Source organism: Paraburkholderia sp. WS6, from assembly GCF_030464835.1.
In the GTDB taxonomy this organism is placed as follows: Bacteria; Pseudomonadota; Gammaproteobacteria; order Burkholderiales; family Burkholderiaceae; genus Paraburkholderia; species Paraburkholderia madseniana.
In genome coordinates, this window is record NZ_JALQCK010000055.1 from 49320 (window position 1) to 61838 (window position 12519).

At 58.1% G+C, this 12519-nt stretch carries 7 protein-coding genes; 6 read left to right on the forward strand and 1 reads right to left on the reverse strand.

All coding sequences use genetic code 11. From position 1 onward, the window contains the following. Positions 1 to 197 precede the first annotated feature (197 nt). Genes M0D64_RS39880 through M0D64_RS39900 form a run of 5 tightly spaced genes read left to right on the forward strand, consistent with a single transcriptional unit; the run spans position 198 to position 9894 of the window. Positions 198 to 4193 (forward strand): hypothetical protein, encoded by a 3996-nt coding sequence (locus M0D64_RS39880; RefSeq protein ID WP_266261705.1) that lies wholly within the window; start codon positions 198 to 200, stop codon positions 4191 to 4193. Between the two features lie 11 nt (positions 4194 to 4204). Then, positions 4205 to 8170 (forward strand): hypothetical protein, encoded by a 3966-nt coding sequence (locus tag M0D64_RS39885; RefSeq protein ID WP_266261706.1) that lies wholly within the window; start codon positions 4205 to 4207, stop codon positions 8168 to 8170. A 1-nt stretch (position 8171) separates the two neighbouring features. Next, complete coding sequence (locus M0D64_RS39890) at positions 8172 to 9059, forward strand: hypothetical protein (protein ID WP_266261707.1); 888 nt, start codon at positions 8172 to 8174, stop codon at positions 9057 to 9059. After that, on the forward strand, positions 9050 to 9403 hold the full coding sequence (locus M0D64_RS39895) for a hypothetical protein (protein WP_266261708.1): 354 nt from the start codon (positions 9050 to 9052) through the stop codon (positions 9401 to 9403). Before M0D64_RS39890 ends, M0D64_RS39895 begins: the two co-directional genes overlap by 10 nt. A gap of 32 nt (positions 9404 to 9435) precedes the next feature. Then, the gene (locus M0D64_RS39900; protein WP_266261709.1) at positions 9436 to 9894 is read left to right on the forward strand and encodes a zinc-finger-containing protein; all 459 of its coding nucleotides are present in this window, start codon (positions 9436 to 9438) and stop codon (positions 9892 to 9894) included. Between the two features lie 562 nt (positions 9895 to 10456). Here the strand turns inward: M0D64_RS39900 and M0D64_RS39905 are convergent. Next, positions 10457 to 11251: a hypothetical protein gene (locus tag M0D64_RS39905; RefSeq protein WP_266261711.1), complete on the reverse strand. Its 795-nt coding sequence runs from the start codon at positions 11249 to 11251 to the stop codon at positions 10457 to 10459. A 377-nt stretch (positions 11252 to 11628) separates the two neighbouring features. Between M0D64_RS39905 and M0D64_RS39910 the strand changes: the two genes are divergently transcribed. After that, entirely contained in the window at positions 11629 to 12087 is a 459-nt protein-coding gene (locus tag M0D64_RS39910; RefSeq protein ID WP_266261712.1) for a hypothetical protein, read from the forward strand. Positions 12088 to 12519 lie beyond the last annotated feature (432 nt).

Here is a 12519-nt window from a genome sequence, read left to right on the forward strand (position 1 = left end):
GCCCGACGCACGTCATTCAGCGACGGGGAATCCCGATACCATCCTGATTTGTTGATGACAGGGCCCTGGGCCGTGGTTGGGGCAAACCGGAACCCACGGTGCCCAAGCGCGTGAAATAAAGCATTTATGCCCCTTGCCACCGAGAACTTGCGTTAGGAAAAACATCAATCACTGGCTGCGTTTTCAAGGGAATGGCTATGGATCAGCCCCTGGCAAATGACGACGAGTCACGCATCCGCAATCGCCGCGCCTTTTTAAGATTTTGTATCCTGCTTCCGGCCGGCGCAGCACTAGACCTGAAACCGGTCAAGGCGCTCGCTGGGCTCATGGCGGATACCGTTACCTGGCCGGAGTATATTTTGCGCCGGGAGAGTAACGAGTTATTCCTCAAGCTGAAAGCGATCGGGTTCCGCGATTCTGTTGCCGCGGGCACGCGCTGGCTGGTGCCGGTTAGCAGTGTTCATGAACGGTATCTGGTGTTTGAATTTCCACCGCAACACTATGCAGAAATTTCGCTCCCGGCAGACAAGGAGATTCCACAGGTCTTTGACGAAAAGTCACTGTCACAGATCCGGCTCACGGCAAGCGCGCCGAGTCAGGTGGTGTTCAGGGTCAGGCGCACACGTCCCATCAGGCTGCGGCTTGAATCCCTTCTCGCGTGGGACCAGTTTGAGCTTGTCTTGCCCGACCTTGATCGTGTCGCGGCACCCTATCAGCTGGATATTGGTGACGCGCAAAAGACGCCCTCAACCCGCATTGAGCTGCCGTGGGGCATTGATCTGAGTCCCGCCGATAATTCGGCGGCATCAGCCTATACCTTTGAAGAACCCCTGCGCGTGCGGGTGACGGGTATATGGAAGGAGCTTTGGACAACGTCGCTACGCCGCAAGTCGGAACGCTATTCACCTTCCATTCCGATGGAGGTTCTGAGTGTCAGGGGTTTTGACCAGAAAAGCGTGGACGGTACCGTGAATACGGGTGGACCTGTCGTTACGTACGCTGATCGTCCCGGCATGCTCTTTCCGCCTTCGCCGACGCCGCTGAGCAACTATGCCCGTATTGAAATCGCAACAAGTCTCTCGCGTCGCTTTCTGTATACGGGCAAGGTGGACCCACTGACCAGCACAGGGGTCATCCGCTACGAATCAGACGACCCGAAGCAGAGCGGTTGCATACAGGCCTGCTATTCAGCCGGTCGCACGATCCCCGTGCAACAGCTACGCCTGAGCGCGAGAGGCGGATGGTTGCAACTCGAAGGCAAGTGGGACCCTTTCCCGGGATGTGCGCTGTCGGGCTGGGTCCACTCGACCAGCCTCGGCCGTGATCACCATGTCGAGATGGTCAATGAAGGATTTTTATATCCATTCGGTACACCCTGCGAGCTGATACTGCTCTCCGAGAGAGTATTCGGACTGGATGAACAGGGATACTTCGTAGCTCCGCTGATTACGCAGGCATTCCTTCAGATATCGCAACCGAACTCTATCGAGCCAGGCCATGCTGAGACCCCGTTCCAGCGGATTTCGGTGACGACACCCAGGTCGCCACCGCTCGATCGTCCGCCAGGAGGAGACCCGGAAACCTACCTCCACTATGACTTTTTTCTGCCACTCGTGGGCGGTAAGCCATTCGCGTTTGAACATGTTGGGACTGACTGGGAAGGCAAGACGCATCGCGCGTCAATGCCCATGATCTTTGTCAATAACAAGGCGCGGGCACCTAACGGCCTCATCTGGGAGCCGGGCTCACAGTGGAGCCCGAGCAATCCCAATATGGTGTGCCCTTCGTCTCCCATTGCGCAGGGCGACGCCTCACACGCAATCGATCAGAGCGCAGCAGGTGAGGGTCTTCGTGTGGTTGATAAGCAGTGGGCGCTCATACCAGGACGGTTTGCGCACTATGGCGGCTCGTCCATTGCGTTGGCATCCAGCACCGAGAAGGGCGCGACAGCGCAGCACATCGACTGGATAGAGTGGGTGCGCGCGAACATACCCGACCTCAAGCCAACGTCGGTGAGCGCACCATTCCGCCCGCGCGCGAGAACCCTGCGGGTTCGTATCCAGAGCATGGGGCAGATTTCGGGAGAGCCCTCGTCTTCCCTCGTGACTTACCGCGACGTCCGGTTCACCTACTCACCCATCCTGGATCCGGAGCCAACGACGCCGCTTGCCGATTATTTCTTCAACGTCACGGCACACTCACCCGCACCCGAAGCCCCCTATATTTACATGCTGGAAACGCGTGCGCTTGTCCCGGAGCCTGGCCGAGTCACGCCCCGATCAGCAGAAGAGACCGCCAGGGCTGTCAGGCAGGCCTACTTTGGCGTATCTGTAGATCCCAGTCCGATACCGGATGACCTGTTCCTGGGTTTAGACAACGAAGTCCGCTTTGGTCGCTCTTCTTCATCGGATGGCATTGGTGGCCTCTCTGTACCTGACACGCATCTGAGCTTCGCGGACCGGAAGCACGGGCCGATGGGGGATGCCACCTTTAATGAAGGGCGATGGAAGGGCTATGTCGACCCGGCCAGAAGCCGGATTCAGGCCACGCAGCGGCTCGACTATGCCGCGTTTGCGCTTAGGAGCAGGCCTCAGCACGACAAGGCGCCGTTCGACAGTTCTCGCGAACCGGCTATGCGGAGCGCGCTCGTGAACGATGCACGCAAGCTGATGGGCGTTGCGGCAGGGCCAGCAATGATGCTGGCATCCGGCGCCACGCCTGGAGACACGCCGGGTGTGGCGCCAGGGCTGAAACTTGGCGACCTGTTCGGGGTAAATGCGCAGATCATTCCCGGTCTGAGCTTTGCGGATATCTTCCGGGACATTGCACTCAGCTCGTCAGCAGGAAGCGCTGCCCAGGAGCGTGCGGCTTCTCCGCCGACCTGGCTATTGCGCACGACAGGTATCGAGTGGCTTGCCGACGTGCTGGAAGGCCGGGCGCCCCTTCCGATTCCAGCGCTGATCGCGATGCTGCAGAAGCAGGCAAAGCCCGCGTTGCCCGGTGGGGAGCCCCTCACACTCGGGGTCGATGCGGCGCTACAGTGGTCAAACGATGTATTCACGGAAGTCCCGGTCGGGCCTGTGACATTTGTGCCAACCAATGGTGAAACACGCATCGACATTAACGCCCACGCGCGCATCGATCTTGGCGAGGTCGTTATCCCGCCAGACGGCTCTGGATTTAAATTTTCCGCCGGCACGCCGAGAGTGTCAGCCAATGCGGCGATGGTGGATTTCTCGGTAATTGTCTTCAGTGCACTGAACGTCAGATTCTCAAAGGTCGCATTCCAAATTTCCGAGGATGGCCACAAGGATTTTACGGTTCAGCTCAAGTCAGTCGATCTGCTATCTCCGCTGGACTTCATCAGCCAGCTTGCAGCCATCTTTGGAGGCCTCGGCGACAACAGTGTCCATATCGTCCCTACACCTGCCGAGATCCGGGTGTGGCAGACGCTCCAGTTCCCGGCTGGCGGTTCGGGCCCGTTGTTTATGGGGCCAGCGATGATTTCGAATCTTGCGCTCGGCTGGTCCGTTACGATCCCTCTGAGAGGGCGGGACGTTCTCGCAGTTGGATTTTCTGTGTCCACGCGTGAGAAGCCACTGACCATTTATGTGCCGCCATGGTATGGCGGGAAAGCTTACGCGCTGATCGAGGCGACAACGCGCGGATGCCGGCTGGTGGAAGTCAGCATGGAGTATGGCGCGCTGATCCCGATCGAGTGGGGGATTGCGAAGGGGCAGGCCTCGCTGACCGCTGGCATCTTTTTTTCGCTGCAGCGCGATGATGCCGCAAACAGTGCGACGGTGATCCTGAGAGCCTTCGTAAAGGCTGCTGCCAATCTGTCAGTCGCGAGCATCATCGATTTTGCGGGTCTCATCTATATCGCGATGGAACGTATCGCGGGTGCGCAAAAAATTATTCGGGGCACTGCTGAGGTATCCGTTTCGATAAAGATCGGCTTTGTGCGGATTTCATATTCATTTTCGGCCGTTCACGAAGAGGCGTCGGACGATCAGCACAAGGCGGCCGCAGGCGCCGCTGTGGAGATGCAGGCGATCGCGACTAACGCCCTTCCAGAGGGCACCTACTCCAGGATCGGTAGCGGCGCGCCCAGCGATGGGATGCCGTTTGGACCGAAGTTCCAGAGAGAACGCAGGAAGGCCTTTCAACGCATACTCGCCGGGTACCGGTAGAGAGAACCAGAATGCAAGTCACCTACAGGATCACGCCGATACCTCTGGACTCCAGTAGTCCTGAACAGCAGCCGTTGCGTTTCGATGTCCGTCTCGTCACTGTTCTGGAATTTTCCGAAGGGACGGTGACCGGGGGTGACGTGGTGAATGCGCTCGCTGCCCATCCTGTTTTTGGACGTCCGGCCGATCAACCTGTCGATGCCGTGGCGGTCCCGCTGGCTGAGTGGATAGCATCGGGAAAGCCGGCTGCCGTCAGCAAGGGAATTGCGGTGTCGTTGAAGTATGCGGGAGCAAAGCCTCTTATGGCTTTGCGGGACGTGCTGGGCAGCTATCTCGAGAGGCCGGCCGACGTGGCGGTGTCGCCCGTGCAGCACGATTCGCGCTTCGACAAGCTGCACGCGCAGGATTTCGTCGATCTTAATCGCCTCCATGATGATCTATGGTTACTCCGCACACACATCTACGCGAGCGTTACGGAAAGGCTGGCATTCACGACGTCCATTCCGGCCGGCCCATCATCCTTTGAGAAGGCCCGATGGGTAAACAGCTACGTACAATCGACCGCTCTTGAGCTAGTATTCGGTGATTCCAAGGGCGTCACGCTTTTTGCGAACAGTCCAGTTGGCGCCGCAGCTGCCCGCCTGAAAGACGGCGTCAAAAAGGTTCAGGACAGGCTGGCAAGTTCTGACGCCGTCCGCGCTTTCGTTGCTTCGGACGGTCTCAGGCGTGCTTCGGATAAAGGCGACGTTTCCGTTTCGGTATCGGATCCCAATGTTGCGGTCCACGCTGCCCTGAAGAACGCTCTCCTGAGCGAATCATGCGGCATTACGACATCGTGGCATGCAGTGGCGGCACAACCGGTGACGGGCGATCACGTGCTCTTCCTGCAAGGTGCGTCCTTTGCGCAGAAGTCGTACCCGCTTGTGCTTCACTCAACGGCTTTCCGCCGGATGGGGCATACCCATCCTCTCAGTTTCGTTGACATGCCGCAGCCCGGGAAGCAGGCGCGGACAACAAACAGTGCGCTGGCGTGTCTGAACGACGAGCAGGGGAACCCGCGGTATCGGGCGACTGCAATCAACGCCGAAGTCGCGATAATCCAGGGAACCGTACTGCAATTCAACAACTCCCTTTCCAATACGGCACAACCGGCTCCGCAGCAGCAGGGGGGTGATTTTACGGACGTGCTTGACCAGCGGCCGCCACAACTGCTCGTTGACGAGCATCGAGGCGTGAATGAGCCTGAATGCACGGGATTGACAATATCCGCTCCAACGGCAGACCTGCTTGCTCCCGACGCACTCAAAGACGCGCAGCGGGAAGCGGTCTGGCCGTGCCTCTTTCTGGAAGATCTCTGGACAGGATTTCGCCTCGACCTTGCGGACAGCGTTGAGCCCCGCTTCAGTAGCGTGCATCAACAGGTTCAGGAAATAACGTTGACGGGCTCGTCGCGCAAGATCAAGGGTCCAGTTGAGGACGCGTATGAAAGGGAGCAGACTCCCGATTCTCCCTCGGCCCGGAGTACGGAAATAATCCGGTACGTCGGTATGAGTTCAGGGCAGGCGCGTGACTACCTGCGCCTCCTGGGGACGGACAAACGCATTGCGCCGCATGCCGATGCTCCTTTCCAGATCAGCGTGACAGGCTATTCCGGTGCTACGGCCTTGCGGTTCGGACGCCTGTACTGTTATCGACTTCGCAACGTCCTGATGGGCGGCATCAGTCTTTCGGCAGCGGATGCGGATGGTCTGGGTCCCACGAACAGCTATGTGCAATGTTGTCCTTTCTTTCGGGCCCGCGCATACAGGGCAGGGGAGCTGGTATCCGCGAATTTCAGCAACAGCAATGATGCATCCCGGTCCATATTTCTCACGAGGGACGCGCCTGATGCAAGCGTGTGGGTAGTGCCATCCCCGATCGACATGGATACCGCGCGCTACCACGGTATTTTCCTGAGTCAGAAAAGTGAACCGGCCCGATATGCCCACCGGGAATTTGTGCAGGACGTCAGCCACTATTTCAGGCGACGTCCCTCTGACCTTCGGTATTTTTTTGATCCTGATGTTGCTGCCATATCCGTCCAGGTGACCGTGCTCAATGGAGATCCAGACAGCACGTCCCACGAATTCACGTATGAGCGCGATACGTATTGCGAACTCACGCCCCACATGTACCTGAGTCCAGTCCGGGTCGAATATGGTCGCGCCGGGAAATGGGAAGAGTTCAGGCCAATTGAACTCCGGTTTTCCATCTCCTCGGGATCGAGCGTGGAGGTGACGAAGCAGGGGCGGACAGTTTGCATTGTTGCTCCCGTGTCCGCTGAGCTCGAAATAACGATTCTTCCCGAGCTTGGCAAAGACCAGCTTCATCAGACGGCGTCCTACGCAGCCTCGAGCGCACAAATGAAGTTGCGTGCAACACCAGGCCTCGCGGACGCCGCATCGATCGTACCGGCCGTTGCAGAACAGAAACTGCAAGTGACTCATTGCGCGAAAGCACCCACACTCAGACCGTTTTTTGGGGGTGTGCCAGTCCGTTTTTCGCCGACAGGTGAGACGGTGACTGTGGCTGAGCGAAGCCGGTTGAAGGAAACGGCCGACCTTCCCGGATACATTCAGGTGGATGCCGCTTCTGCAGGACAGGTCTGGCTCGAAGCGGTATGGTCCGATATCGAGGACCGGCCGTGGCAGGATCGGCCTGCGCTGACATCGGCGCATGCGATTTCCACGCCGAGAAGCGTCCTCTTTGACAGGCATCTGCCTCCGTCCGCGTCGCTCATGGCCCGCGTAGCCATGTCGAACGCCAGCCTTTTCATGCAGTCCGTGGACGTTGTGCAAAGCTCATTTGGCCTGCAGTGTGCCGAAAACAAGATATTCCTTTTGAATCCGCCGCAGTCGCAGTCGCAGTCGCAGCAGCCATCGTCTCAACCGGGCAGGCCATGTACTCTCAACTTTGTTGATGGACGTCGCAAACGTGCGACCGTAACGGCCGTGACAAGTTCGCGCTACAAGGCGCAATTCAAGCCTGGTCCGGCGTCAGCGTTTCAAATCCGTTCGGAGCAGATACTGGTCGATGTTCCAGCCTCGATGATGCTTCCTGCGCCTGACATCAGTCATGTCGTTCCCATATCGCACGATCTCGTTCAGCCTGGAGGGGGTACGCGCAGAACCCAGCGGATTTACGCCATGCGTATTTATGTGCGCCCGCCGTGGCTGGTTTCCGGACCCGGAGAGAGGCTGGCCGTAGGATGCAGATTGGGCGCCGCTGCTGACGGACCAGTGAGCAGTCTTGACACGTTTGTTACCCAGTGGGGCGAAGACCCCATCGAGCGTCCCCATCTCGATGTGACGCGCGACCCACCACGCATGACGGATTTTCAGGTTCCTGAAAATGGGAACACTGAACCGCTCGATGCAACGTTTTACCCACAACGCAGTATCGAAGGCGCAAACGAGGTCCTCTATCTTGACAATCTGTCTGTGGCCGATGCTGCCCTCGTAAAGCGGACGATATCAGTGGCCAGCTTTGCGCTGCGCAGGGATCCCACGACGAAGCTCTGGTTCTGCGATGTGCGCGTGGCGGGTGGGTTTCTTGGGTGGTGTGGGCTTGCACTCTACAGACACCAGCCTCACTCCCATGAGGACCTTCAGTTATCGGCTACGCCGGCCTGGGTCTACGGGGCAATCCTGCATGGAGAGCAGATCGTCTGGGTGCGTGGAGGGGGCATGCTTCATGTGACTGTCGGCCCGGTGTTTGATCCGAATGCGTCATTTGAGCTCGACCGGACGTCATATTACAACAACGTCACTCGCGATCTGACCAGGGCCGCCGGGACGCGCGTGACGCTCCAGCCATATAAGAGCGGGCGAGCGACGTATTTCGAGGGGATCGTAAAGATGGGGGACGGGCCGTGGAGCCTCATCAAGCGGAGATTTGGCAGTGAAGTCGCTTCGATCAGCCTGCATACTGGAGGATAGTATGAGATTCCTGCGTGGTCTGGTGACAGTCTGCACGACAGCTGTTGTGGCGTTTGCGATGGCGCAGACGGCTTGCGCCGAATGTTTCAAGCCGTTGCCGCTTGACGATCTCGCTTCGCGAAACGTCGATTACTTCAGGGATCTCGGCGACTGGAGGTCGCCTATAAAAAAAGCAAGGCAAGTCAAGCGCTTTCTCCCGCCGGATAGTGGCGTAGGTGACGTAGTAAATGTCGATTTCTATTACGTTGTTTTTAAAAAGCCATCAGATAAATCGCTTGCGGAAACATTCAAGACTATCCGGCTTCACTTTGATGAATTCGCGCGAGGCACCACGGGTGACTACGATTTTCAGCCGTACGGCACGTTGATCGATGTGTCCAAGTATGGGGAGGAAAACAGAAAAAAATGGCGATCGGACAATCCCATAGGAGCCTTGATGACGTTCAAGCTTGACACACATTATCCGAATCCGGTTACGGGTTTTCAGAAGGCGATAAAAACAATTGAGTTTGTCAATCCGTGGGGCAGCGTTCAGGTGACCTGCGCGACCGATACGGATTTTATTTTTTCGACGGTTGAAATCGACACAGGATGGGAACATCCCGTCGCGGGAAGCCGTGGCTTCGGGATTCGAGATGCCGGAAACGGCAACTGGATGTTTTACTCAAAAGCATTTGATCGCGAGTCAAATGCGTGGGGTAACAAAGTGGCGGTAAAAGGCGTTTTTTGTTACGGGCATATTTTCTGGCTTGGTTTCTATTCCAACATGAAAGATTTTCTGAACAGGAATGGCATGTCTGTTCAACGCGTGGCCAGTGGCAATCATGGAACAGTGTGGTGGCCCTTAAGACCCAACGATCCACCGCCGACCGAACCTCCATGCGAGTGACCGTCACGGTCCACGAGTTCGGCACGGCCCTGGCAACCCTGGGTTTACCTTGGATGTTCCCGGTGATCCCGCGATCGGTCGAGGGGCCGAAGCGGGTCGCTTGTCGTCCTCGCGAAGTGAGTGATCAGCCGTTCGAACTCGTCGCGAGCCCGGTGTCGGCAATGCTCCGATACCTGCCAGTGGAACTGCACCGGCTCGACTTGCAGTTCCGGGTCGACAAGAGGCGGTCGTACCTGCTCGGCTGCGGCCATTCACTGAGCTTGCGTTGGGCGAGGGACGCACGGTCTCAGTTACAAATGATCGCGACAATCGTAAAGCTTTCGCTTCCCGACGATCGCGGATAATGTGATCTGAATTCAGAGAGAAGGAGTGTTCGGTGCGTGTAGGTCGCCCGATCAAGGCATTACCCCAGCCCTTGTGCGATTACTGCGGCGCTCACGCCGCGTTCGTGAAATACGGTGAAGCGTCGTATCCCTATCGCGACGACCACGGCGCGCTCTGGGTCTGCACAGCGTGTCAGGCGTGGATCGGCATCCACTCGCGCAGCACACGGAACGTGCCGCTGGGACGTCTCGCCGACGGCGCGTTGCGCGACGCGAAGAGCCGCCTGCACGACGCGCTCGAGCCACTGGTCTCGGGCAAGGTCAGGCGTGATCACGTCAATCTGTTCGAGGCCCGCGCGAAAGCGATCCGCTGGGTTGCATCCGAACTCGGCTTCGATCCGGTGCCGGGGTCCATCCACAACCTGTCACTCGACCAGTGCGAACAGGCGATCCGGCATGTCGAAGCATTCATCGCACATCGCGGGGCCGCCTCGTCAGAAGGCAACGTTTAAGCAACCTCCGACCGTGGCCGCTATCCCCGTTCAAGAGATCACCAACGAACCCTGATGCCCAAAACTCTCCCATTCGTTCGCAACCCCAACTCGGCACGAGCACGGCGCGCCAAAACGATGCTGTTGCCGATGCCGCGCGCTACCGCGCGACGAGCTCGCGCTGCGGGTGTTGATGTCCACCCAGAATTGACCCACCTGAGCCAGTAGTTTTCATCGAATTTTGACCCACGTGATTGAATGTCCTGCTCAATCTTTGAGCAGGGGATACAGAGGTGATCACGGTGGGCATATTGGCCAAGATCAGGCGGATGTATTTCCGCGAGAAGGTCCCGCTGCGCGAGATTGCGCGGCGTACGGGCCTGTCCCGAAACACGGTGCGGACGCACCGCAGGCCTGTGACCGTTATCGGCTCGACTTGCGTTTGATTAAGAGCGCAACATCGAAATTTTTTTTGGTGCGGGAGAAACCCCTAACCCACACATCTGATAACAGCCGCTGATCAGAGCCGGCCGGCCAGTGCCCGTGCTAGATACCCTGTATGCCCGCGGTCGCTTCTCGCGCCTTAGCGAGTCATCAGCATCACTTGCGTCGGCCAACGGTGGCCTGGCTGCGGCGTCACCGACAACAGCTGACGGAAGTGCTCAAGGAACGCGACAGCGGTCCGCACGCTCCATTCGGCCACGGCATGCCCAATGATGCGATCAGGGATATAGGAATTGTCCAAGCCGGACATCGGGTCGTGGTCAGGGAAAACCGCCCGCACCCGCTGTTCAAGGTCAGTCCACGCCCGTTGCTCACCTTGCCCACCCACCGTGCGGATCGCCAGCTTGTAGTGCGCGAGCGCGTTACGCAGCATGATCAGCGTCTGCATCGCCTTGACCGGCTCCGTCTTGAAGTCGAATCGGGGCAGGCGAAGCTCGCGCAGGACCCGGGCGTACTTGTCGAGGGACGGCTGCGATTGGAAATCGTCCGCCTGGTGTCGGCGGCGCCGCCCGCGCTCGCGCTTAGGCGGGCGCTGGCGCCAAACTCCCGCCAACTTGTCGGCCCGCGATGCGCTCAAGCCAAACAGGTTGCGTCCACCGGTGGCCTCGCAATCCGCAAACAGCTCGTTCACGAAGGCTTCGACGCCCAGCGCACTCATGATGATCGCTGCGCTCGCGCAGGCCAGGTGTTCGTCGCGCTCCACTATGCCAAACCCGCGATCCTGAACCGCCGGATCGATTTCGATCGCATATGCCTTCTTCGCCAGCAGCGCGGCGCTGGTCAGATAGGACGTCGAGAGGTAGGTCCGCAAGAGAAGCGGCCAGTCGCCGTCCGGGTCGCCCGGCAGTTCCTGATAGGTCATCACGGTGTTCAAGCATTACTCCTAGAGAGGGGCGAGGGGACGGCGACAGGCTCCGACGTCGTCGTGTGTGAGGTGCCGGCGGGCGGCCGGACACGCACGTATCAACGGCCACGGCGGCGAATTATTGAGGGCCGGAGGTGGTTGCCTAGCCAAAAAAACCAAACCGCACATCTGTTGATTTTTCTTATCAGGTGTGCAAGTACGTGGATGTTAGCGTTCAGTTGACGAACCGCGGTTCGCTTTGCGATGTGCTTTAAGGAAAGGCCGTTGTATCCTGGGAGCGGTCATCGCAACTACACAACGACGACCGGCAGTTGTGTGTCGACTACGGACGATCGCGGACAGAGGTTAGCTATAATTTCTTGGTTCCCCAGTCATAACGTCAAAAAATGTCCTCCATGCAAAGCAGGTCTCGCGGTGGTCAAGCCCGCAAGCCTCTGACGAAAACGCTTCTGTTGCCGATGGACCGATCCTCCGCCAATAAACGTTCGCTATCGTGTCATCTTGCACTGGCTGCTTGTCGTGATGGCCATGGCAATAGCCACCTGATCAACGAGCTCATGCATGCGGTGTACCTGAGCTGGTACCTGCAGCGCGCCGGTTATGGAAATCTGCCGCCTGAGCAGTTCAAGATCGCCGAATATGTCGTTGAGAACACGCTGGCGCACGCGCATGAGACCGGTCAATGGCGAATTGCTTCCGATGTCATCAGTGATTTCGAAACGCTGCTTTCGCTCTATGACGCCCAGCTCGCAAGCGCGCGACTGCATGAGGTCCTGGAAGCCGAGCGACAGCTTAGGTGTTTTCTGACGGGGAAGAGCGACTCTCCGATTTCGATATCGCCTTAGTCGGGGCTCTGGTGAGTGGCTTTCTGCTCCTAAATATAGATAGGATTCCTACATTTGTCATAATTATATTAATCACCCTCATTGGTATGTTTGGAAGTGTTGCGTTTTTCGGGCATCCGGCGACGGCAGCTCAAGGCTCGTGACCGGAATCCGCGCAACAGAAACGGGCCGTCGAGCTGCGCAACACATTGCGCTCATGAGCGATACAGATTTACCCATTTGATGATTTCGTCAAGCTGCGCGTTATCGAGCTGACCACAGTTTGCGAAAATCGCCGCCGCGACGTTGCATTTCATGCACTCGGTTGTCGAGCCTAAACCTTCTGTCCCATCCATTCCGGGCGCTCCCGTATCGGTGAGAACGCGACGATCGTATCTGGGGTCCTCTCAGAATTCGGAAAAAATCGTACGCTAAGCTGCTTGCAGGGGCGTA

What these genes read in the sequence shown, in the direction of transcription:
- M0D64_RS39880 (WP_266261705.1), top strand. Translation starts at nt 198, where the DNA reads ATGGATCAGCCCCTGGCAAATGACGACGAGTCACGCATCCGCAATCGC.
- M0D64_RS39885 (WP_266261706.1), top strand. Translation starts at nt 4,205, where the DNA reads ATGCAAGTCACCTACAGGATCACGCCGATACCTCTGGACTCCAGTAGT.
- M0D64_RS39890 (WP_266261707.1), top strand. Translation starts at nt 8,172, where the DNA reads ATGAGATTCCTGCGTGGTCTGGTGACAGTCTGCACGACAGCTGTTGTG.
- M0D64_RS39895 (WP_266261708.1), top strand. Translation starts at nt 9,050, where the DNA reads ATGCGAGTGACCGTCACGGTCCACGAGTTCGGCACGGCCCTGGCAACC.
- M0D64_RS39910 (WP_266261712.1), top strand. Translation starts at nt 11,629, where the DNA reads ATGTCCTCCATGCAAAGCAGGTCTCGCGGTGGTCAAGCCCGCAAGCCT.